This window comes from Mucilaginibacter gynuensis (assembly GCF_039541195.1).
Taxonomy (GTDB): Bacteria; Bacteroidota; Bacteroidia; order Sphingobacteriales; family Sphingobacteriaceae; genus Mucilaginibacter; species Mucilaginibacter gynuensis.
Genome location: NZ_BAABFT010000001.1, coordinates 650,160 through 674,321, shown reverse-complemented (window position 1 = coordinate 674,321; position 24,162 = coordinate 650,160). Strand labels below are relative to the sequence as shown.

At 42.9% G+C, this 24,162-nt stretch carries 20 protein-coding genes and 1 tRNA gene; 11 read left to right on the top strand and 10 right to left on the bottom strand.

Features of this window, described 5'->3' with window-relative positions; all coding sequences use genetic code 11:
* Window positions 1–77: 77 nt before the first annotated feature.
* The 5 genes from ABD894_RS02785 to ABD894_RS02765 form a co-directional block, all read right to left on the bottom strand.
* The gene (locus ABD894_RS02785; protein ID WP_345209456.1) at window positions 78–644 is read right to left on the bottom strand and encodes a DUF4256 domain-containing protein; all 567 of its coding nucleotides are present in this window, start codon (window positions 642–644) and stop codon (window positions 78–80) included.
* Window positions 645–658: 14 nt separating this feature from the next.
* Window positions 659–1,042, bottom strand: coding sequence for a DoxX family protein (locus ABD894_RS02780; protein WP_345209455.1), 384 nt, complete (start codon window positions 1,040–1,042; stop codon window positions 659–661).
* A 6-nt stretch (window positions 1,043–1,048) separates the two neighbouring features.
* A complete protein-coding gene (locus ABD894_RS02775; protein ID WP_345209454.1) occupies window positions 1,049–1,513 on the bottom strand; it encodes an SRPBCC domain-containing protein in 465 nt (154 codons plus the stop codon).
* Window positions 1,514–1,519: 6 nt separating this feature from the next.
* Window positions 1,520–1,843: an ArsR/SmtB family transcription factor gene (locus tag ABD894_RS02770; protein WP_345209453.1), complete on the bottom strand. Its 324-nt coding sequence runs from the start codon at window positions 1,841–1,843 to the stop codon at window positions 1,520–1,522.
* Between the two features lie 160 nt (window positions 1,844–2,003).
* Entirely contained in the window at window positions 2,004–2,639 is a 636-nt protein-coding gene (locus ABD894_RS02765) for an FMN-dependent NADH-azoreductase (protein ID WP_345209452.1), read from the bottom strand.
* 184 nt (window positions 2,640–2,823) lie between these two features.
* Here ABD894_RS02765 and ABD894_RS02760 point away from each other — a divergent pair, with 184 nt between their 5' ends.
* The 5 genes from ABD894_RS02760 (at window position 2,824) to ABD894_RS02740 (ending at window position 8,964) form a co-directional block, all read left to right on the top strand.
* Window positions 2,824–4,284 (top strand): aminotransferase-like domain-containing protein, encoded by a 1,461-nt coding sequence (locus ABD894_RS02760; protein WP_345209451.1) that lies wholly within the window; start codon window positions 2,824–2,826, stop codon window positions 4,282–4,284.
* A gap of 256 nt (window positions 4,285–4,540) precedes the next feature.
* Window positions 4,541–5,356: a phytanoyl-CoA dioxygenase family protein gene (locus tag ABD894_RS02755; protein ID WP_345209450.1), complete on the top strand. Its 816-nt coding sequence runs from the start codon at window positions 4,541–4,543 to the stop codon at window positions 5,354–5,356.
* A 21-nt stretch (window positions 5,357–5,377) separates the two neighbouring features.
* On the top strand, window positions 5,378–6,484 hold the full coding sequence (locus tag ABD894_RS02750; RefSeq protein ID WP_345209449.1) for a cellulase family glycosylhydrolase: 1,107 nt from the start codon (window positions 5,378–5,380) through the stop codon (window positions 6,482–6,484).
* Window positions 6,485–6,761: 277 nt separating this feature from the next.
* On the top strand, window positions 6,762–8,204 hold the full coding sequence (locus ABD894_RS02745) for a sensor histidine kinase (protein WP_345209448.1): 1,443 nt from the start codon (window positions 6,762–6,764) through the stop codon (window positions 8,202–8,204).
* Window positions 8,205–8,211: 7 nt separating this feature from the next.
* A complete protein-coding gene (locus ABD894_RS02740; RefSeq protein ID WP_345209447.1) occupies window positions 8,212–8,964 on the top strand; it encodes a LytR/AlgR family response regulator transcription factor in 753 nt (250 codons plus the stop codon).
* A 14-nt stretch (window positions 8,965–8,978) separates the two neighbouring features.
* Here the strand turns inward: ABD894_RS02740 and ABD894_RS02735 are convergent, their stop codons facing one another.
* Complete coding sequence (locus tag ABD894_RS02735) at window positions 8,979–9,872, bottom strand: LysR substrate-binding domain-containing protein (RefSeq protein ID WP_345209446.1); 894 nt, start codon at window positions 9,870–9,872, stop codon at window positions 8,979–8,981.
* A 142-nt stretch (window positions 9,873–10,014) separates the two neighbouring features.
* Here ABD894_RS02735 and ABD894_RS02730 point away from each other — a divergent pair, with 142 nt between their 5' ends.
* The 6 genes from ABD894_RS02730 (at window position 10,015) to ABD894_RS02705 (ending at window position 21,187) form a co-directional block, all read left to right on the top strand.
* Complete coding sequence (locus ABD894_RS02730; RefSeq protein ID WP_345209445.1) at window positions 10,015–11,262, top strand: MFS transporter; 1,248 nt, start codon at window positions 10,015–10,017, stop codon at window positions 11,260–11,262.
* A gap of 125 nt (window positions 11,263–11,387) precedes the next feature.
* Window positions 11,388–11,987, top strand: a complete 600-nt coding sequence (locus ABD894_RS02725) for an RNA polymerase sigma factor (RefSeq protein ID WP_345209444.1) — start codon at window positions 11,388–11,390, stop codon at window positions 11,985–11,987.
* Between the two features lie 56 nt (window positions 11,988–12,043).
* Window positions 12,044–13,051, top strand: a complete 1,008-nt coding sequence (locus tag ABD894_RS02720; protein ID WP_345209443.1) for a FecR family protein — start codon at window positions 12,044–12,046, stop codon at window positions 13,049–13,051.
* A gap of 162 nt (window positions 13,052–13,213) precedes the next feature.
* Complete coding sequence (locus ABD894_RS02715; protein WP_345209442.1) at window positions 13,214–16,387, top strand: TonB-dependent receptor; 3,174 nt, start codon at window positions 13,214–13,216, stop codon at window positions 16,385–16,387.
* A gap of 9 nt (window positions 16,388–16,396) precedes the next feature.
* Window positions 16,397–17,755: an alkaline phosphatase family protein gene (locus ABD894_RS02710; RefSeq protein WP_345209441.1), complete on the top strand. Its 1,359-nt coding sequence runs from the start codon at window positions 16,397–16,399 to the stop codon at window positions 17,753–17,755.
* A 141-nt stretch (window positions 17,756–17,896) separates the two neighbouring features.
* Complete coding sequence (locus tag ABD894_RS02705) at window positions 17,897–21,187, top strand: TonB-dependent receptor (protein WP_345209440.1); 3,291 nt, start codon at window positions 17,897–17,899, stop codon at window positions 21,185–21,187.
* A gap of 291 nt (window positions 21,188–21,478) precedes the next feature.
* Here the strand turns inward: ABD894_RS02705 and ABD894_RS02700 are convergent, their stop codons facing one another.
* From ABD894_RS02700 to ABD894_RS02685, 4 genes are all read right to left on the bottom strand, one after another.
* Window positions 21,479–22,111 (bottom strand): collagen-like protein, encoded by a 633-nt coding sequence (locus ABD894_RS02700; protein WP_345209439.1) that lies wholly within the window; start codon window positions 22,109–22,111, stop codon window positions 21,479–21,481.
* 265 nt (window positions 22,112–22,376) lie between these two features.
* Window positions 22,377–22,988 carry a hypothetical protein gene (locus tag ABD894_RS02695; RefSeq protein WP_345209438.1) on the bottom strand — a complete coding sequence of 204 codons (612 nt, stop codon included), beginning with the start codon at window positions 22,986–22,988 and terminating at the stop codon, window positions 22,377–22,379.
* 187 nt (window positions 22,989–23,175) lie between these two features.
* Complete coding sequence (locus ABD894_RS02690; RefSeq protein WP_345209437.1) at window positions 23,176–23,967, bottom strand: DUF4241 domain-containing protein; 792 nt, start codon at window positions 23,965–23,967, stop codon at window positions 23,176–23,178.
* Window positions 23,968–24,044: 77 nt separating this feature from the next.
* Window positions 24,045–24,118: transfer RNA gene (locus ABD894_RS02685), tRNA-His, on the bottom strand.
* Between the last annotated feature and the right edge of the window lie 44 nt (window positions 24,119–24,162).

The window sequence follows — 24,162 nt, the reverse complement described above, 5'->3', positions numbered from 1 at the left end:
TATTCATTTGCCGCGACAGATGGAATACGACCGCAAGGGGAAAGCTCCAATGTTTCGATAGCACGCCTCTTCCGTAACTATACCCTTAATGCCCCACGAAAACCCCTGCCAGCGTAATAAGATTCGGCACCGTTATGATATATGAAGATGGTTCCGTACCTGAAATCGGCAAAAATAGCGCCGCCAAGCTTCCTGATATCGGCAGGTGTTTTTATCCAGCTGGAAGTTTTTGTGTCGAACTTACCGAGTTTTTGCAGTTCGCGGTATTGCTCTTCTGTTAAAAGCTCAACACCCATGTCGCGCGCCATTTCAACTGCGCTGTTGGCGGGTTTGTGTTCTTTCCTGGCTTCCAATGCTTCATGGTCGTAACAAATACTTCTGCGACCTTTAGGGCTTTCTGCCGTACAGTCATAAAAGATATATTTACTTGCTTTTTCATCATAACCAACCACATCGGGTTCACCGCCGGTGATCTCCATTTCATCTAACGACCATAGTTTCTCCGGGGTAGCTACCAGTTTTGCCTGTACATTAGCCCACTCAATACCTGTATGGCGGTTCATGTTTTTCTCAAAGCGGGCTTTTAAGGTAGCAAGTAGTTCGTCGCGTTGTTCTGCCGATAATTCCTTGTTAATGCTTTTCATGTTCGTTTATGTTTTTATTGGTTAGATGAAGTGATACGTCTGTTTGCCGGTCTGAAATACCAAGATACTAAAGTTAGGATTAGCAGCAATACCGGTCCGAAAAGTTCTTTCGCGCTGTCGCCGCTTGCCAAATGCGAAAACACCGCGCCCGACATGGCAAAGAAGAAACCCGCGTAAGTCCACTCTTTAAGTAACGGGAATTTAGGCACCAATACAGCTATCAACCCGAGTATTTTCCACACACCAATTATGGTTAAAAAATAGGAGGGATAGCCCAGGTGACGCATCATTTCGACCTCTTTCTCCATTTTAATGAGCTGTACTATCCCGGTGGATAGCATGCCTAACGACAGCCATACGGTGGCTATCCAGTAGATGATGTTATTTCGCTTTGCCATGATAGGTTATTTTAAGTTTTCTACGATATTTTGTAAGCGATTGTGCGCCATGTTGATGCCCTGCGCGAAAGGCAGTTGCAGCATTTGGTCGCGCAGGGCTACTGATCTGTATACTATATGCATGGTGAGCTTGCTGGTGTCGTTAGTCAGCTGTTCAAATTCCAGAAATTCCAGCTGAACTTCAAAAGGCGTGTTTTCCATTTCAAAAGTACGCGTGATCTTTTGGTTGGGGATAAACTCGTGGATAGTTCCGTTAAAGCCGTGTTTGTTACCTTTTGGGTCGGTAGTTTCAAAGCGATAACTGCCGTGTTTTTTATTTTCGAGTTTCAGCACTTTGGTACCCATCCATTGCTCTACAATTTCGGGTTCTTCATAAGCTTTAAATAGTAAGTCTACCGGCAGGTCAAACTCCCGGGTAATAAGCAGGTCATGTTTGCCATCAATGGCATCAATCTTTGTTTTCAGTTCCATATTGGTCTATTTTTTTGGTTGATAGTTTTTCATTATGGCTTCCAGTTTATTAAAACGGTCATCCCACATCTGGCGGAATGGTTCAATAAAATCGGCTACTTCTTTCATTTTTTTCGCGTTAATATGGTAGTGAACCTCGCGGCCGTTTTGCGTTTGACCAAGTAGTTCGCACTCGGTAAGTATTTGCAAATGTTTAGAAACGGTTGGCCGGGCGGTATCAAAATTGGCAGCAATGGCACCTGCCGTCATGGTTTGGGATGCCACTAATAAGAGTATGGCCCTACGGGTTGGGTCGGCTATAGCCTGGAAAACATCTCGTCGTAAATTCATTATGTAGCTATTTGACTACAAATATATGTGTAGTCAAACAGCTACGCAAATTATTTTTAAAAGAAAGTTTAAATAACCTTTTTAAACAAGCAAAGCAGCCGGTAAATGGCTGCTTTGCTTGTGGTATTTTTATGATGATAGGGCGGGAACCCTATTGTTATTAATTTTGAACTGCGGTAATTCTGTTTATGCTTGCCTCTACATCTTTTTTTGATTGCTCAAATGATATGCCGCCAAAAGCTTCGCCGTTTAATATTACTTGATGTATATCATAAATGCCCATTATATTAAAAACGGTTTTAAGATAATCGCTTTGAAAATTTAAATGCGCGAGTTGTTCACCTTTTTCGTAGCCGGAATTACCCCTGCTTATAAGCATATATACTGTTTTATCTTTTAATAAGCCTAAATATGGGTTCTGCGGATCGGCAGTTACTTTTATAGTTTCATTTACGCGTATAATCTGGTCAATGTATGCTTTTAACGCGCTCGGAACCGACCAATTGTACATCGGTGTGCCCAACACAATTACATCGGCAGCTTTAAGTTCGGCAATAAATTGGTCGCTGATCTTTAGCGCGTTTATTTCTTCTTCGCTTCTTAAATCAGCTGGTTTAAATGCTGCGGCTATCCATGTTTCTGATACATGCGGAATCTTTTCCTGCCCAACTTCCCGATGGCTGATGCTATATCCGGGGTTGCTTTCTATCCATTTTTTAGCGAACAATTCGGTGAGGTTACGGCTGTTTGACCGTTCTCCTCGTGGGCTGGCATTAATAACTAATAAATTTTTCATTGTGTTAACGTTGTTTAGTTCTACAGGCAGGTGCTTTATATAAGGAATATATCTGCCTGATAGTATATTTTGTATGGCACAAACTTAAACAGGCCATGTAACGCCTTTGGGTACCAGTTCCGGGTAATGGGAGGGACCAGTACAATTTGATGTTTGCATGATAAAAACTTAGTTTTGGTTAATTATGCTCCCCTTTAAAAGTATACTGAAATTTGATAAGAACAGCGCCGAAGCTGTATACAAACAAATTGCATCGCAGCTTGTGCTGCTGATACAAAAAGGGATTTTAATGCCCGGTATGCAACTGCCAAGTACCCGGGTGCTGGCAGCAGACCTTGGTTTGCACCGTAAAACAATAATGGCCGCCTACAATGCTCTTATTGCCGAAGACTGGATAGTTAGCCATGAAAGAAAAGAATATAGGGTATCCACACTTTTACCCATTATAAAACCCCGTAGCTATGCCGGCCAGGCGAGAACGAACTACACCGCTGAAGCTCCGTTTTTATTTAATGAACCACAGGTGCGCACGTTGGCTGTGTTATCCGGTAAGCATAAGCTTATTGTTGATGATGGTTTCCCGGAAACTGATATATTTCCGGTTGAAAGGATAGCAGAAGAGTATAAAAAATTGCTTACACATCACACCCTAAAAAAAGCATCATCTACCTGGAGTATTGGCGGGAGTAAATTTTTTAAAGATGAGTTGGCAGCATTCCTGAACGATACCCGTGGGCTAAACATAGAGCCCGAAAACCTGATAGTTACCCGTGGCGCACAAATGGCTATTTATCTGGCGGCATCGTTACTGATAAAACCTGGCGACAAGGTTTTGGTTACCAGCCCCAACTACTTTTTGGCCGATGCGATCTTTACACAATTAGGGGCGCAATTAATAAAGGTGCCGGTTGATGGTGAAGGGGCTGATGTGGATGCTATTGAAAGCGCGCTCATCAATAATTCAATAAAACTGCTATACATTATCCCGCATCACCATCACCCAACTACGGTTACCATGAGCTCGGTACGCAGGGTTAAATTGCTGCGCCTTATAAAAGATCATCAATTATCGGTTATAGAGGATGATTACGATTATGATTTTCAATATCAGCATAGCCCATACCTGCCCCTTGCCAGTGGCGACCACAACGGAAACGTAATTTACATTGGCTCTTTGACCAAGGTACTTGGCGCCAATTTCAGGCTGGGTTATATGATCTCGGGTGTCGATTTCTTAAATGGCGCCCTTAAACTAAAATCGCTAATTGATTTAAGGTGCGATGTATTGATGGAGAGTACCATAGCATCATTAATGCAGAGCGGAGAGTTTTCGAGGTTTATAAAAAAGGCGAACAAACTATACAATCATCGCTGTGGCTTTACTGCAAATTTGTTAAGTAATGAATTACCGCATTTACTTGAATTTGTGAAGCCACAGGGCGGTATGGCCCTTTGGCTAAAGTTTAAGCAAGAGCATTCATTAGCAGGTATCCTTAACAAAGCATCATCTTTAGGGCTCAAATTTGGAGGAAGCACCTATTTAAAGAAACACAATTTAGGTTATGAGGCCTTGCGATTCGGCTTTGCATCAATAGATGAAAATAATATTGAATTTGCTGTAGATGTGCTTAAAAGAACCTTATAGTTGAATAGTGCTAAAATTTAATGGTACATACTGTATAAAAGCTTACTACGAGTTGCAGTAGCTGGCGATTGATTATACCGGCGTTTATTTAGAACTTTTAACAATTTAATGCTATTTTAAAGATTATTTATGCTTGAGAAGATCCGTATTTCGTTTTTGAGATAATATACCCCATTTTTTAGTTAATGTAGTCATAGCTCCATTAGTTTTAATTCCCGTTTTTTGATGCTGTTACAAACCTGAATAATCATTTAGCATGATAGCATCAAATACATCACCTCTTAACGAAAAACTACTTGTTAGCCTCGAAAAGGCAAATAGTTTCAGGGAACTTGGGCACACACTTATTGAAGGTGTGCTTTCACCTGCTGAGGCAAAGCATTATCGCGAAGTAATAAAGAACGCTGCCTACAAGTATAATACTGAACAACGCAAACTCGAAGAAAGAGATACTTACGGCAAAGCATTTTTACAGGTTATGAACTTATGGGAAAATGATGAAGCCGTACGTGAGTTTACCCTGGCGAAACGCTTTGGCCATATCGCTGCCGATCTGCTTGGAGTTGATAATGTGCGTATTTACCACGATCAGGCATTGTTTAAAGAGCCCGGTGGCGGTTTTACACCCTGGCACCAAGATCAGTATTACTGGCCTTTGGATACCTACAATACCGTAACCATGTGGATGCCGCTTGTTGACATTACCGAAGATATGGGCATGCTTACCTTTGCATCCGGATCGCATAGGGGAGGTTTTGCTGAGAACATCCCTATCTCTGACGAATCAGAAACTTCTCTGCAAAAGTACATTCGCGAAAAAGGATACCCCATAACTCGCGCGAGTACCATGAAAGCAGGCGACGCTACCTGGCATTACGGCTGGACGCTGCACACCGCGCCGGGAAATAATTCGGACATAACACGTGAAGTGATGACCATTATTTTTTATGCGGATGGTGCGCACGTAACCGAACCTCAAAATAAACACCAGGAGAACGACCGCCGCCGCTGGCTGGCCGGTTTGGAGGTAGGCAGCCTCGCGGCCTCAAATCTTAATCCACCGGTATTATAAACCTAATCAATTATAATATATATGACGAGAAGAAAATTAGCGTTATCGGCATTGCTGCTGATAAGTACCCTGTGTTGCTATAGCCAAAGCACTGCAAATAAATGGAGCGAACAACGTATTTGGGACTGGTATAATAAACAGCCCTGGTTGTGCGGCTTCAACTATATACCCGCCTACGCCATTAATTACACGGCCATGTGGGATAAAACTACCTTCGACCCGGTGGCTATTGATAAAGAACTTGCGCTTGCCGAAAAAAGCGGTATGAATACTTTACGTGCGGTATTGCAGTATGCCGTTTATGAAGATGATCCCCAATATTTCCTGAATACGCTGGATGTTTTTATGAAGCTTTGCGAAAAGCGGCATATAAAATTTATTCCTGCTTTGTTTGATGATTGCTCGTTTGGTATTACGCCCGACCCCAAAGTTGGTAAACAGCCCGAGCCATTAAAAGGCTGGTATGCCTGGGCATGGTCGCCGAGTCCGGGTCATAGTATGGTTACTGATACCACCACTTATCCTAAGCTTGAAAAATATGTTAAGGCAGTGATGAGCCGTTTTAAAGATGATAAGCGTGTGCTGATGTGGGACATATATAACGAACCCACCAATGGCGGCTTGGGCGGCACTACCTTGCCTCTGCTGAAAAAGGTGATTGCATGGGGGCGCGAGATAAATCCGTCGCAGCCATTAACCATAGGGGCTTTTGATCAAAACCCGAGATTGAATGATATTATTGTTGAGCATTCAGATGTGATCACCTTCCACGAATATGGCAACCGCGAAATTTTATTGAGAACGATTGAGCACTACAAGAAATACAACCGGCCGCTCATCAATACTGAATGGATGAACAGGCCTTTTAAATCGACCATACCCGACGTGCTGGATGTGTTTTATGATAACAAAATTGGCTGCACACTATGGGGATTGGTAAACGGCAAAACCCAAACGGACCTACCCTGGGGCCACCGCCCCGGCGACCCGGAACAAAAGGTTTGGCAACATGACCTGTATTACGGCGACTTCAGGCCGTATGATGCAAATGAGATCACTTTGCTCACCAAAATAATTTCGCAGTCAAAAACAAAAGAATATACAAAACAACATCTGCATGTCAATTAATTGTTCCCCCACTCAAAAAGCACTTCGGACTTAAACCGATAGAACTGACAAGTTCAAAGAAAAACTTTATTGGTTGATAAGGCAGGTTTGGATTTTGCTTAACACAGTCAATAAGATATAAAAAACTAACCAAATTCACATCCTTGTTGGGCACGCTCACAGTATGGCTGTTTTTTGTTTAATACTTCATTTAATTTTAGCCTCTGTAATTGGCAAGCAATAAAATGCCTGTGGAATTTTAACATTATATTGCGTTTTAGATCTCCCGGAAAAAAGAATGAAACATAAACTGCATGGTGCGCTTCTATTATTTCTTATTGTTTGTTTTCAGGGTGTTTATGGTGAACAATACAGCATACCGGAGCAGTCGTACCTCAATATAGAGCCTGCATTTGCAGATAAAAATCAGGTAATAAAAAAGGTTAAGGGGAAACTGGTTCAGATGTATACAACAGGTGGCTGGGTACATATCAGTATTACGGATGCCTTCAAAGTATCCTCTAAGATGCTTTATTACCGCGCCGGTTTGAAAATTAGCAATGAGAATAATAATTCGGCACAGCAAACCACAAGTGCTTTTCAAATAGATGACCGTCCGCTTTTTATACCCGTTAATAGTAAGATACTTATTGATGTAATAGATCTTAAGACCGACACCCTTGTAAGCCGGTATATCATCAAAAGACCCAAACTCATGCCTGGAATCAGGTTTTACCGTAAGGAAAAGAGTAATGCCCCATTTTATGTTTTACCCCCAACGGGTCGCCCCGAGAAACTGAGTATGATGCCGGGCAAGCTTGATATCGGCTTTGCTGAGAATGCAGCCTTTAAGGGCTTAGAGGTAGAGTATGTTTTGATAGATGAAAAAACCAGGCGGCGGCAACGGGGAACAAGTGAAACAGGTTTTGGCTCGCTAAACCTTAAAGCGAACACGGTTTACGAGTTGAGGTTTAACTACGTAACTCAAAATGAAAGTGTGAGATCAATGTACCTGTTTGTAAAGCCTTACTGGTATCAATCTCCTAAAACTTACATCGCGCTTGTTGTACTACTTGTAACTGTGGGCTTTGTTCTGATGGCTTTGTTATTTAAAAACAAGCTGAAGTCGTCTGAAAAGAAGCAGAAAAAAATGGAAGCGTCGGCAATCAGGTTGCAATCGCTGTTAAACCCTCATTTTACATTCAACGCGCTTAGTTCTATACAAGGGCTTATAAATACAGATAGAATTGAGGAGGCAAACCAATACTTGGAGGAGTTCAGTTCTTTATTAAGAAAGACATTAGCCAAAAGCCAGCATGTTTTTAACAGCCTCGATCAGGAACTGGAAATGATGCGGATGTATATCAGGTTAGAAGCGTTGCGTTTCAATTTCTCCTGGAATATTGAGGTAGCTGAAAGCCTTGATTTGTCGGCCATAGAAATACCTACGCTGCTTTTACAACCGTTGATAGAAAATGCAGTTAAACATGGTTTACAAGGGCTTGGCGATAAGGCAAAATTAATGATAACATGTAAGGAAGGAGATGAAAAGGATACCTTTGTAATTACGGTAAAAGATAACGGTACCTGGGTGGAAGGAAACGGTTCGGGGTATGGCCTTTCTTTAACAGCAGAAAGGATACGGATGATCAATAAACTCAAAAAAGATCAGTCGATCACGCTGGAGTTTAATAAGCTTTTGGGCACTGAAGCAATAGTTACATTTCATAACTGGTTATAATAATAACATGATAAGGGCGATAATAGTCGACGATGAACCCATCAATATCAGTAACTTACGGGCTTTGCTAATGCGCCACTGTGAGGGGATAGATGTGGTTGCTACAGCCACCGGTGCCGACGAGGCGAGGGAGCATATCATTGAGCTAAAACCTGATGTTGTGTTCTTGGATATTGAGATGCCGGGTAAAAATGGCTTTGACCTTTTACGATCGCTGAACGACACTGATTTTGATGTGGTTTTTGTTACCGCGTATGATACTTACGGTATAATGGCCATTAAATTTTCGGCACTTGATTATTTGCTGAAACCCATCAACATCACCGAACTTAAAAATACCGTAAACAGGATAGAGCAATCTGTGAATACAAGAAAGCAAAATTCAAGGTTAAATAACCTGCTTAATTTATTGGATAGGAAATCACCGGATGAAAGCCAAAAGATAGCCTTGCCTACCCAAAAGGAAACCTACCTGGTACCGGTAAAAGACATTGTAAGGTGCGAATCGTCAAATAACTACACCACATTTTATTTAACCAACGGAGCGGAGCACCTTATCTCTAAACCCTTGTATGAATACGATGAGTTGCTAAGCCCTTATGGTTTTATACGCTGTCATCAATCGCACCTGGTAAATAAGGCACATGTTGCCAGCATCCTTAATGAAGATTCGGGGTATCTGGTGATGAACTATATCAGTCAAAAAATCCCGATATCACGGCAAAGAAAAAGTACCATTAAATCTTTATTTAAAATATAAACGATCATTCTTCGTCAGGAGGTCGTTCCGCTCGAACTCATTACTGCCAATAGTTCTTCAATAAATAAAACGGCGGCCTTCTTTCTGTAAACTCCTTTTTGCCACAAAATGTGCGATTGCCGTTTAAGGCCCTTGGCAACTATGGGCACGGCTGCAACTTTATCCCAGCCTATTAAGGCTTTTTCGTTGAGGATGGTAGCCCAGGGGCCATCTTGTATTAATGACAACAGCGAATGCACATCATTCAGCTCAATTTTAATATTGGGTATTATCTTTTTTTCGGCAAATAAGTTGTTTACAAACTCCCGCGAGCTAAAGCCCTTACCGGGTAATATCAGTTGTTGTTTAGCCAGTTCACTTAAAGTTATTTTTTCGAGCTTTGCCAGCGGATTGGTTTTTGCAACCACCATCACAATACGCGAGCTGAACAGTAGCTGCATTTCCAGGTCTTCATCGTTCGATTCATTGTGAAAAGCCAATATCATATCCAACTCTGCCAGTCGCAGTTTCTTTTCAAGTTCTTCGGGATTACCATAGGTTATAAATATCCTGATACCCGGATATTTAGTAGAAAATGGCGCCAGTACAGGTAGTAGGAGCGATGTGAAAGCATAAGACACCCCAAGATTTAATTCCCCGGCGGTAACGTTATTCAGTTCGGCGATGGCTTGTTTACCTTTCTGTACCTCGTTCAATATTTTACGGGCATGGGGCAAAAATGTATTCCCGGCTTCAGTAATACGCACATGTTTGCCCACCCGGTCAAATAAAAGCATCCCCAGTTCTTCTTCCAGCTGTTTAATTTGTTGTGATAGTGTACTTTGGGTTATATATACAGCCGCGGCTGCCTCTGTAAAGTTTTCAGTTTCGGCAGCTTTAACAAAGTATTGTAATTGTCGTAATTCCATAATTAATCGTTTCTATCTATCAATATCATTAAAACAATCTATTTCACAAATATATTACCTTTGCCGATATTTGTAGCATAAAACAATTCAATAGTCTTGCATTAAGATCTCCCCTGAATTTGCTTTTGTTTTACGTATATAAATGAATGTTTTTCGCTCTTTAAAGTACCGTAATTTCAAGCTGTTTTTTTACTGTCAGTCCATTTCCCTCATCGGCACCTGGATGCAAAAAACAGCAGTGAGCTGGTTGGTTTACACGTTAACCGGTTCCGCTCTTTTACTCGGCATAGTTAGCTTTGTAAGTTTAATACCATCACTAATACTTGCCCCATACGCCGGTAGTATTGTTGACAGGCATAACCGTTACCGCATACTGGTAATTACGCAGGTTGTTTCTATGCTGCAAGCCGGTGCATTGGCTTTTATGATCCTCTTTAAGTGCTACAACATTTCGGCCATTATAGGTTTAAGCCTGATACAGGGTATCATCAACGCGTTTGATATTACCTGCCGCCAATCGTTAATGGTAGATATGGTTGACGATAAAGCCGATTTGCCAAACGCTATAGCGCTTAACTCAACCATGACTAACCTGGCCCGTATTATGGGGCCGGCCATAGCTGGTATCGTACTTGGTATCTTTGGTGAAGACGCCTGTTTTTTCGGGAACTTTTTAAGTTACATACCGGTATTAACCTGTTTGTTCATGATGAAGCTGAATACTCCTGTATCAATCAAGTCAGAAAAAAGTATCTGGGCCGAATTGCAGGACGGCTTTAAATATGTTTCGGGCGACCGCGATTTGAGCAGCCTTATTTTTATGCTTACCATAACCAGTTTATTTGTAATACCATTTAATACCCTGATGCCCATATTCGCCAAGGATATTTTTAATGGCGATGCCAAAACCTTCAGCTGGTTTGAAAGTGCCGCCGGTTTGGGTTCGGTGATCAGCGCGGTTTACCTGGCCAATTTAAAGAACAATAAGCACCTCGTTAATATTATAGCCGTTGCCGGTTTGGTTTTAGGCCTAAGTGTTTTATTGATAGCCTATGCCGTAAAGCTGCCCATTGCCTTGATAATTATGGTATTTACAGGTATTGGTATGATGGCTCAAACATCGGCCATAAATACTTACATACAAACCCACACCATCCCTGCTATGCGGGCAAGGGCTATCAGCTATTACGTAATGGCTTACCAGGGCATGATCCCTATTGGCAGTTTGATGGCCGGTTGGTTAGCTAACGAGGTTGGCCCGCGTAACGCCGTATGTACCGAAGGTGTTATCGGTGTATTGGCAACAGCGGCTTTTGTAGTGTATAAAAAACGTACGGATAAAGACTTTCATACCTTCAGTATAAAAAGTATGCTGGCAAAGCAGGTATAATTTGGTGATAGTAAAAGATATTTGTGTTGTAAGTATTATTCAATTGTTTGTTTTTTTGAACGTAAATTATTTACGTGTGTCCTGTCAATTTAACGCTATCTTAATAACGCGCAACTATATTTGTCGTGGTAGAAGTAGATATGAACAGGTCCGACAAAGAATTGTTAAACGCAATAGCATCAGGCAATGAACAGGCATTTCATACACTGTTCAACCGGCATTGGAAAACCTTATTTAATTTTGTTTACCGCCTCACTAAGGACGGAAGCAGTACCAAAGATATTCTGCAAGACGTGTTTATGCACGTATGGAACAACCGGGAAACGCTTTACGCGCAAGAATCCTTTCTGCCTTATTTAAATACCGTAGCCAAAAACAATGTAATGTCGGCTTTTCGTAAAGAGAAGGTGAGGTTACAGGGTACAGATGCGCTGCTCAATAACCTCCAACGCGTTAACCAAAGCGATGATCAACTGCTGATGAAAGAAGTACAGCACGCGGTTGACACCGAACTTGAAAAAATGCCTTTCAATATGCGCCTGTGTTTTCAACTAAGCCGCTACCAGGACAGGTCTATCCGCGACATAGCCCGCGAGCTTACTTTATCAGAGCAAACCGTGAAAAATAATATTTCTGAAGCGTTACGCCGTTTACGCAATTCCGTAGAGCAAGGTTCGCTGCTGTACCTGTCGGTTTTAGTGACAAAAACCATCCTTAAAGATTAATATAAACTTAACTATTTCTTAAAGTACTTTTTGGCTTTTCGGGCGCTATTAGCTAAATGAAACGCAAAGACTACCAGGAGCTGAATGAACTGTTTGCCCGTTACCTCAACGGAACCATTGATGAGCAGGATAAAAAAACTGTTGACGAATGGTTTCAACTACACGAGAATGGACAATCTGAAGGGCCGTTAGCCAACGAGGAAGCTTCTGCACGTATTCATGCCGAACTAAGCAGTCGCATTCACGAGGCGATGCATCCTACACCCGTAAAACGTATCTGGCCAACGTCAGTGTGGTTTAAGGCGGCGTGTGGTATCGGCGTAATGGTATTGCTATCGGTAATTGCATATAATTATTTGAGCCCTGCATCGCAGTTGAATCCGCAAAGTTATGAGGTGGTAAGTACCGCTAACGGACAGATCAAAAAGATAACACTTGCCGACAGCACCGAAATTTGGCTGAACGCGGCTACGCGGCTACGCTTTGCCCAACAATTTAACGCAGGCAAAAACAGAATCGTTTACCTTGATAAAGGCGAGGCTTTTTTTAAGGTAAAGCACGATGAATCGCGCCCGTTCAATGTAATATCGGGCAGTTTCCGTACTTGTGTATTGGGTACCTCGTTCAATATCAGGGCTTATGATTTGCAAAAGCAATATAAAATAGCTGTGGCATCGGGCAAGGTTAGCGTGGAAAAGGCAGATGTACAAGGTAACTATCAAATGCTTAACAAAGGCCTGATAAGAGGGCAGGTGTTGCACTACGACCAGGAAACGCGAACACTGCGCCTCGCTAAAAACGATACCGAACGCATGAGCTTATGGAAAACCAATACCGCCATCGGTTTGGATGATATGACACTTACCGAAATAGGAGAAGAGTTGGCCCGCAGTTTCGATTTGAAGGTGAAAATTGATCACCCCGAGCTCGATCATAAACGATATACATTAACCATTGCCCACCAAAATATTGGCAGCGTGCTGCAACAGTTAACCAGGCAAACCGGCATGAGCTATAAATTAGATAATAACAACCTTACCATTAACCCCGCAAGCAACCCTTAATGAAATAAAGTACTTAACAGAATGCAAAAAGCCGAAAGTGTTGGAACCACTCCCGGCTTACAGGTCAGGGGCTGTAGCAGCCACCGACAGGATTAACTAACTCGCGAAAATTAATTAATGCAAATAAATATGCACCTTTTTATTCAATTATTAAAAAATTTAATGGAAAGAAGCTTTTTAAAGAAAGTTTCTATTTTACTTATAGCCATCGTAATGATAGCTAACAGCAACCTTTATGCCCAATCAACCGATGCCTCTATCTCAGGCCAGGTGAAAGATGGTAAAGGTGAACCTATCCCCGGCGTAACCATCGCCATTCAAAACGAATCAAACGGTTTCCGTTCAACTACTATTACTAACAAAGAGGGCAAATTCACATTCAGGCAGTTACCGCTGGGCAGGCAATACTCGGTAAAGGCATCATACATTGGCTATACATCGCAAACCAAAAACGAAATATCGCTTAACCAGGGTGATCGTTTGGTGGCTGATTTTACCATGTCGAACTCCACTACCGACTTAAGCGAGGTAACCGTTAAGGCTAACAACCTCACCAGCAGGAACGATAGGCTGGGCGGCAGTACCTCTATCAACGCCCGTACCATACAGCAAATCCCGGCGCTAAACAGAAACTTTACCAGTTTACTATCATTAGCGCCTACGGCTAACGGTGGTTCGGTGAGCGGGCAGTTGCCATCATCAACTAATTACCTTATTGATGGTACCAGCGCGCGCAGCAACCTAACCTCGGGCGCTGTAGGTAGCGGTCCTTATTCTTTATCGTTAGAGGCGATAAGGGAGTTTGAGGTGTCAACCAATATTTACGATGTATCGCAAGGCCGTGCAGGTGGTGGTACAGTAAGCGCGGTAACCAAATCGGGTACCAATACCTTTACCGGCGCTGTATTTGATTATTACCGTTCGGATGAATTGGCCAGTAAATATGATACCCGTGGCAACAAACGTGTACAAAACTTTACTACCAACCAATATGGGTTTAGTTTAGGTGGTCCGATAGTTAAAGATAAAGTGTTCTTTTTTACCGCTTTTGATCGTCAAAACCAGGCCGCGCCGTTCAATATTGCCGATATCCGTTCGGATGCCGATGCCATTTCATTGCGGATCAGCAAAGGAATGCTGGATAGCGTGATCCGTATTGGCCGCGAAAAATATGGTTTGAGCAATAACCCGCAGGTAGGTGAGTTCCCGAGAAATACGGTAGCTAATACCTTCTTTGCCCGTATCGACTGGCAGCTTAACGACAAAAACAGGTTAACCATCAGGAATAACTATAGCGATTGGGTTAACCCTAACAGCACCGATGATAACTCTAACATCAACCTGTTTGAAGTATATGGTGATTTTAAATCGCACGAGAACACTACGCTGGCCTCATTACGTACCCAGTTTAGCCCTAACTTTTTGAACGAATTGAAATTACAGTTCCAAACCGCTAAGCGCGATTATCTGCCAAACAGCGAATTGCCATTGGCTAACATTCCGCGTGCTATCGTTACGGTACGTTCAACCCTGCCAAATGGTACGGTGGGCAGCACATCGGTACAATTGGGCGGTCAGCGTTTTACACCCGAAAGCGATTTGGAAAACCAGTTGCAATTGGTGAATACCAGTTATCTTACTAAAGGTAAATACAACTTCACCTTCGGTACCGATAATACGTTGACTTACCTCAATACCTACATCTCAAACGAGCAGAATGGCCGTTTCATTTTCAACAACATCAACGAGTTTGATAACCTTAATCCAACCCGTTTTGTAAGGGAGGTGCCGCTTAACGGTATACCATCGGTACAGCAGTATGTATTAAACGTGTCGGCATTTGGCCAGGTGCAGTTTGAGCCGGTTAAAAACGTGAGCGCTACTTTTGGTTTACGTTGGGATTTAACCAGCTACCTAACCCCGGGCGAATACAATCCGGTGGTTGACAAAGCTTTGGGTTTACGTACCGATAATAACCCTACCGACTGGAATAACTTTCAACCGCGTGTGCAATTATCATGGGATATTGATGGTAAAAAGAAAGATATCCTTCGTTTAGGCGGTGGTATCTTCTCGGCCAACCCAATCAACTACGCGCAGGTTAACAACATCCAAAACAGCGGTACCAAAGTAGCTTCAATTGATGTTACCCGTCCGTCATCAGGCACTAACCTGGTACCGGTACCTAACTTCCCGGCTTACCGTAATGATCCTTCAACCGTACCAGGCTTAATAGCAGGCGCGCCAACGGTATCTACCATCAACCTGAACGATCCTAACCTGCAAATACCAAGTATTTATAAAGCCAACTTAAGCTATAATCACTTATTTGGCGACTGGCTGCGTTTAGGTGTTAATATATTGGTGAGCCATACCAGCAACAACTATGTATACCTTGACCGTAACCTCGTTGATAAGCCTTACTTCACGCTTTCAAACGAAGCCAACAGGGGCGTATTCGTTCCGGCAGAAAGCATCAGCGCGTCGGGTGTTACTGATAACGTAAAAGGCCGTAAAACGCAATTGGTTGGCCGTACTCTGGAGTTAACCAACGGTGCTAAACTTAACCAGCAAGCTTTTGTATTTGATGGCGAAGTACGTTATTGGAGAGATGGTTTCCTGTCGTTCAGCTACACCTGGAACAATACCAAGGATAATACCTCTTACAATGGTAACGTAGCAAACACGTCAACCTTCCGCCCTATAAAATCAGATCCGCGTGACCTGAGCGAATACAACTATTCTGATAACCAGTTCAGAAGTAAACTGGTACTTTACGGTTCAACCCCAACCTGGAAGGGCTTCTCATTAAGCGGTCGTTACACAGGTACAGGCGGTACACGGTATTCATTAACTGTTGATGCTGATATCAACGGCGATTTCGTGGGCGGCCCGAGTACTGATAATGACCTCGCCTTTGTGTTTGACCCTAACGATCCTAACACACCAGCAGCGGTAAAAGCCTCAATGGAAAAAGTATTGAGCAATCCTGATAACCGTGCTAAAGATTACATTAAAAGCAGCATAGGTAAAATAGCCAACCGTAACGGCGGCAGCAACCCATTCTCGGGTACTATCGATTTAAGGCTGGCTAAAATATTCAAGATATACAAAAAGCAAGCGCTTACCCTTACGGTAGATGTATTCAACTTTGCCAACTTGCTTGATAAAACAAAAGGCGTGAACTATAACCTGGGCCAGCAAACGCTGTATACCGTAACCGGCTTTAACCAGGCTACCAAACAATATACATACCGTGTAAACGAAAATGTGGGTGTAACTACCGCAGGTGGTACGCCATATCAAATTCAGTTAGGTGCACGCTACTCATTTTAATATATAACTATGAAGAAGATCCTTTTTGCCATTTTGCTTGCCTCTGCATCGGCGCAGGTTTTTGCCCAGGCAGCCAAGCATGTAATTATCATCAGTATAGATGGTTTTCGTCCCGATTTTTACCGCGAGGATAAATGGGCTACTCCAACTTTGCATAAACTGGTTACCGAAGGCGTATCTGCCGATGGCGTACGTGGTGTGTTCCCGAGTGTAACTTATCCGTCGCACACTACTATTATCACCGGTGCCAAGCCATTAAAACACGGTATCTATTACAATTCGCCGTTTGAACCCGATGGCGCAACCGGGCGCTGGTATTGGGAAACCAGCCTTATCAAAGTGCCAACCCTTTGGGATGCTGCCGGTAAGGCAGGCCTGAAAACCGCGTCGGTTTACTGGCCGGTATCGGTAGGGGCTAAAATTGATTATAACATTCCTGAATTTTGGTCGCTTGATAAAAATGTGGAGCGTTATTCGCCGCAAAGAGCTGCAGCTACGCCAAAAGGCCTGTTTGAAGAAATTGAGCTGAACGCTACCGGTAAACTGGATGAAGAAAAGCTGAGCAGCGATTTTTCGTCGGCCGATGAGAACGGTAGCCGCATGGTGGCCTACATCATTAAAAAGTACAAACCGAATTTGTTAACCTTCCACATTTTCGCGGTAGACCATGCCGAACACGGCGAAGGCCGCGATGGCGAACATGTACGCAAGGCTGTAGCAGGTGCAGACCACGCGGTGAACAACATACTGGAAGCCTTAGAGCAGGCCGGTATTAAAGACAGTACCGCCGTAATAGTAACCGGCGACCATGGTTTTGCCAATATACATACTGCCATAGCACCAAACGTATGGCTGGCTCAAAATGGTTTGTACAGCAAAACTGCTGATAAAGCAACCTGGAAAGCACAGTTCCATACCTCGGGCGCCGCGGCATTTTTAATGCTGAAAGATGCTAAGGATCAGAAAACCCTGGCACAGGTTAAAGCGATACTGAGTGCTTTGCCTGAGTCGCAAAAGAAACTGTTCCGCGTGGTTGACCGTGCCGAACTGGATAGGATAGGTACCGACCCTAACGTAGCCCTGGCATTAGCCCCGGTAGAAGGGATTGCCATGAGCGGCAGTTTAACCGGCGATGCCATTAAACCTGCATCAGGCGGTACCCACGGTTTCTTTCCTGATTTTCAGCACATCCAAACCGGTTTTATTGTAGCCGGGGCAGGTGTTAAAAAGAACGTGGTATTACCATTGATAGGTTTGGAAGATATTGCACCCGTAGCAGCCAAGCTATTGGGTATTACTTTCAACGCTCCGGATGGTGTACTTTATCCCGGGATATTATCAGCAGATAAAAAGAAATCGGCAGAATAATGCACAACAATTAATAACAGAACGGGCAGTTTCAGGCTGCCCGTTTTACTTGTATAAAGTAAAAACGATATATGATAACACTTTTACAACCGGATAATAAATAGTAGGAAAATGATCACCGTTGCTAATGTTTAATTAAGCATGTTCAAGTCTCGCTTATTACTATTGTGCCTGGTATTTTTAATGCCCGGCCTTTTATTTGCCCAGGCCACCAAAAGCAGCATAGCCGGAATTATTTATGACGAAAATAAAATACCCGTTGAAGGCGCCTCTATAAAGCTGATATATCAACCGGGAAATACGCAATATGGTTGTGCCAGCAATAAAACCGGGCGCTTTTACCTGCCCGATGTAAAACCGGGCGGCCCTTACGAGCTTACCATTACCGGCACAGGATATTCGCCTTATGTAAAAAAGGAACTGTACCTGTATTTGGATGATCCTGTAACTTTGAGTATTGTGCTTGGCGGTGCGAAAAACACCCTGTCGGAAGTATTGATAAAAGCGCCGCCGGGTAAATATAGCAGGTTGAGCACCGGGCAAACCGGCCCCGAATTTAAAGCCGGGCGAACAGAGCTATCAACCTTGCCTGCCATTAAACGCAGTATTAACGAATTTGTAAGGCTGATGCCGCAGGCTTTTGGTCCGGCGGTTGCAGGCGGTAATTACCGGCAAAATTTTATCACCATTGATGGGTCGGAGTTTAACAATAATTTTGGTGTAGGCGAAAACCTGCCCGGCAATGGCGCGCAGCCCATTTCACTTGATGCTATCGACCAATTATCTGTGAACGTAGCTCCCTATAATACTATTTGGGAATCAGGATTTATCGGCAGCACCATTAATATTCTCACCAGGTCGGGCAGTAACCGTACCGAAGCATCGGTATACACTTTCTTTCGTAACCAAAACAGTTACGGTTACAAAGCTGGTAACGACAGGTTTGAAAAGCGCGATATCAACTATAACCAGTTTGGTTTCAGGCTTGGCGGGCCGTTGGTGAAAAACAAACTGTTTTATTTTATAAGCGCCGAATTTGAGCGGGAGGTATACGATCCGCAGCAATTGGTGGCAGCAAGTGCCGGTGTACCTTATGGCAGCAACTCCAACATAGCACGGCCATCAGAAACGGATCTGAACACTATTCGCGACTATCTGCAAAATACCTATCATTACGATGCAGGTCCTTACAACGATTATAATTTTGAGAACCGAAGCATGCGGCTGCTTGCTCGTTTCGATTGGAATATCGCGCCAAATAATACCTTCAGCATACGTTATAATCAACTCAACAGCAGCCGTCCCGAACTGGTAAATGGCTCGCGCAGCCCTTTAACAGCATACCCGGCAGGATTGGGCAGGCGTAATATGAACGCGCTTACTTTTAGCAATGCCAATTTCAGTACCCTCTCCAATTTTTATTCGCTGGCGGCAGAATGGAATGTAAAGCTGAAATCGACACTGGCGGCTACTGTAAGGGCATCCTATACGCGGCAATACGAACCACGCGAATCAGAAAGCGCCATTTTTCCGTTTGTAGATATTTTGAAGGATGGCACGCCTTATACTTCTTTTGGGTATGAGCCTTTTACTTATGCCAACAGTCGCGATGTTAACTTAACCTCGCTAACCTCATATCTTAACTGGAACTACTATAAAAACAATTGGTTGTTTGGTTTACAAACAGATTATAGCCGAACCAAAAACTCGTACATGCCTTTTGGTACGGGGTATTACACCTTCGCGTCGTGGGATGATTTTGTTAACGGTGCCAGGCCGGTAGATTATGCCATGACGTATTCTATTGTGCCCGGTAAGCAGCAGCCATCATATAGTTTCAATTACATGAACCTCGCCTTGTTTGCGCAGGATAATATCATCGTTAATAAAAACCTCAATATTACAGCCGGTTTAAGGCTTGATCTTCCTTTCTTTCCCGAACCGCTTGCAGAGAATCAGGCGATAGCGAATTTAACTTTCGCCGGGGGCCAACGTTTGCACACTTCGCAATTACCCAAGGCATCGGTGTTGTTTTCGCCGCGTGTTGGGTTCAGACTGCAATTGAACGATAGCTGGCGGTTAAGGGGAGGCTCGGGGATTTTTACGGGGCGTATCCCTTTTGTGTGGATCATTAGCCAGGCGAGGTACTCGGGCGTTTTCCAGGTAACGCAGACATGGCAGGGGCAAGGCAATACACCCGGCTCGTTTAATCCCGATCCGCAAGCTTACGCGCCAAAAGACCTGCCTGCCGCCGGTGCCACCATACCATCGGTAACCAGTGTGTTATCGCGCGATTTTAAGATGCCCCAAACCTGGAAAACAAGCCTCGCGCTCGATGTGAAATTACCTGCGGGCATTACCGGCACTATCGACGCGTTATACAATAAGGATATCTACGCCATTGTATTTAAGGATGTTAACCTGAACAATCCGCAACGGCTTAACATTGAAGGTTATCCCGATAAAAGGCTGGTCTATCCGGCAGCAAACAGTAAAAAGTTTATTAATCCGCTCAATGGCTTAAACATGCCCGATGCCGCAGGCAACTCGCCTTTTAACGCGGTATTGGTGAGTAATTCATCGCAGGGGTATTACTGGTCGCTCACCGGGCAATTAGAAAAGAAGTTTGCCGGTTTAACCGTTTCTGCTGCCTACATCCGCAGTATGGCTAAAAATTATAATGACGGCGATGGCGATCAAACGCTGTCGGCACTGAATGCCACTCCCTCGGTAAATGGTATTAACCAGCTTGCATTGGGTTATGCAGGTTATGTAAGTCCGCAACGGGTAGTGGCCTCTTTCATGTACAATAAACCTTACCTGAAAAAATTTAAGCTGGGTATAGGGTTGGTTTACCAGGGCGCTATCGATGGCCGCTTTTCATACACTTATGCGCAGGATTTTACGCACGATGGTACCAATAAATCATTGATATACATTCCAAAAGATGCCTCTGAAATAACCTTTGTGCCCATTGTATCGGGTAAAACACGTTCTGTACTTTACACGGCGCAGCAGCAAAGTGATGCATTTTTCAAGTATGTAGCACAAGATGATTATCTGCGCAAACATAAAGGTGCTTATGCCGAACGCAATGGTGCGGTATTGCCATGGCGCAACCAGGTAGACCTGCGCCTAACGCATGATTTTTACTTTTACCATAAAAGCTCCCGGCATACCTTACAGCTTACGTGGGACGTTTTCAATTTCGGTAATTTGCTAAACGCCAATTGGGGCTTGAAAAAGCAGGTAAATGCAGGCGCTATCCTTATCCCCGCTAATTTGCCGCAGGTACAGCCCAATGGTAACATAAAACCGGTATTTCAACTGGCTACTGTCGGCAGCGAACTGGTTAACAAAACCTTCAGGAATGATGTAAGTACCAATTCAACCTACGCCATGCAGTTTGGGGTGAGGTACCTATTTCAGTAGAGACAATAAGTGTAGTTCAGCCATAAAAAGAGACTGCCCCCTTATGAGACTGCCTTTTCTGGGTTAAACGATGGGTAATAGACCGAACCATTTTGTGGATGAATTTATTAAATAGGCTGTTTTCAATTACTCTTGATACCGAAGAACAAATAGTATTATATACAATTAATAGATCATAAAGCAAAAGCCGCTTCCTGTTTACCGGGAAGCGGCTTCTGCTTTTTAGAAACCTCATAGATGGTTTTTCCAAGCATAATTCCTTACACCGAGAAATGCATGCAGGTGTCTCTATTAATCCGCTAAGGACAGGCCTTGTTTAAGCGAATTGAAATTGCCGGCATCAATGCCTTTTTGTTTCAGCGCTTGTATAAGCTCTTGTTTGTTGCTAAATTGTAGTTGCTCCGTGGTTGAAGGCTTGATACATACCACTTTCACGGCCGAAAAGCCCGACTGCGTGTAAGCAATTCCATCCTGATCGCGTTTTAACGTGATGCTACCCACAGCCAGTTGTGCCGTTACCCTGATGTTGCGCTCGGTGTAATAAGGAACGATTCCCCATGAATAACCGAAATCGCTTGAACTTACATATACCAGGTTTACCCAGTTGTTAATAATATCTTCGGTAAGTATAGTGGCCGGTATATTTAATGATAAATACCCTTTGCCACCTCCGGTTGAATTTGTTTGCCAGGTTGACGAACTAATATCTTTTGTGTAAACTCTAACGTTGGCGTTACCGGTAGCACCTTTTGCGCCGGTAGCACCTGTAGCACCTGTAGCTCCCTTATCGCCTGTATCGCCTTTATCTCCCTGTTCGCCTTGCGCGCCGGTATCACCCTTGGGGCCTACACTGCCGTCTTTGCCGCACGATGCCGTGAATAGCATTGCAGCAGTTAATAATAACAGTAAATACTTGTTTTTCATGTTAAGTAAAGTTTGATGTTAATGATTAATAATTGAAAACTAACAAGCAAATAAAGGCCAATTGAGGAAAAGAAACTTTCGAATTTGTTGCAAATACTTTCGAATTTGTTGCGTGTTGCCAAAATGAAGGGTAAAACTTTAATTCAGATGCGGGCGGATAGGGGAAGCCTCGGTATTATATATTGCACCTATTAAAGGGTTAGAACATTTTAAACGCCGTATGTATAAAATATAGTGGGAGGATGTTTATTGCATTTAAAAATATTTAGTAGGATGTGTTAATGGTTTCACCAGCGCTGTTAATTATTATAATAGCCCAGTGCGCGTTATCGTATTTGTTAATATCCATTGTCACCGCGTCTTTATAGTTTTGACCGCTGTACTCAAACTGAACGCTCACTGGCCCCAGGCTACCGCCCGAGCTATTTTTGGATTGATAATCCAAATCGGTATGATTTGATGACGCACAGCCCGAGCTTGAGCAGGCGGTGCGTGAATTGCTGTAATCAAAAAAGCGAAGCGTGCCATTAATAGTCAGGCCATCGGCTTCAAAATCTTTAAATGTAACAGTTACGTCAACAGTAGAACTTGACCTTGTTGATGATGAAGATGAGGAACGTGTTGTGCTATATTCTCCGTTAACAGTTGCCGTACCGGATGTGCCGTTAAGGATGGTATTTGTATAAAGCTGGGGTGTTTTTGCAAGTGTTGGCCTTAAGGTTACCTTCCATAAGTTGTTCATTTTTGAAAAGAGACCTTTAGCACTATTTTCATTATTTATGGCAACACCGCCCTTGCCAGCTCCATTTTCATCTTTTTTGCATGCACCTGCCAAAGAAATAGCAACGAGCATCATTAATACTATTCGTTTTTTCATAGTCGTAATTATTTTAAGTGATTGATGACTCAAAATTATCTGACTATCAGGCAGCTTACAATATAACAAAAGTTACATTTTGTTATATTGTAAGCTGCACATCATTCGAAACGTATTGCGGATCATGTTATAAAACAATGAACCTTATTAAGATTACGCCAAGGCAATGTATCGTGGTTACCATGAATTACTTTTTATTTAATGGCAAAACAAAAAAATCTATAATTAAAGAAACGATCTCGTTATTCTTTGTCATGCCCCAATATGCCGGATAACTTCCATCTCCATAACCCGAATGAAACATAGTTATATTTAAATCAGAATTTGGGATTTTTAAATTTATCCAATCGCCTTCCTCATTTGGTTTTTTGGCATTCTTTTTAAATTCAGATGCCAAATAATCTTCATAAATATTGCCGTTAGGGTGTTCTTTTTGAAATTGATCTGTGAATTTTCCATATTCTAAACCGGCTTTATAATCAAAAAATCCGCCAAGGCCTGCATCTACCGGGAAGCCAAAATAGTCATCCGGATTTTTAAGTTCTGCCGTGTCTTCGCCATCTTGCAGTGCGAGCACCCATTTATCTGCTTTTTTTGAACTAAATTCCAGTTTCGCGATCGCGTATCTCTCTCCGGATTCTTTTGTTTCAGCGATATAGATCTTAACAGGGTATATTCCGGGTTTAACGGTTTTGTTAAAAGGTGTATAATTTACTGTAACAAGCGGGTCACAGGCTACTATTTTTCCTGTAGGCACATTAAGATTTCCAATTTCAAGAAGCTTTATAAGAGTTCCATCAACTGTCTTGTTTTCAAAAACCTGATTGTAATTTACAGAAGATAATACCTCACGTTGAACGATCTTCTTTTTGAGAGTGTCTATTGAATGATTGCCTGTAGATTGATTGGCTTGTGATTGCCGGCTGTTGCATGCGAAAACAACCAACGATATAAATGTAATAAGAAATATAGGTTTCATTTAAATGGGATATATAGATATACAAATATATCCATACTAAAACAAAAAAGCCTCTCATTTTCATGAGAGGCTTTTTGGGTAAATGATGGGGCTCGAACCCACGACCCTCGGTACCACAAACCGATGCTCTAACCAACTGAGCTACATCTACCGTTTTGGAGATTGCAAAAATAGAAATCTTGCGGCTATTCGCAA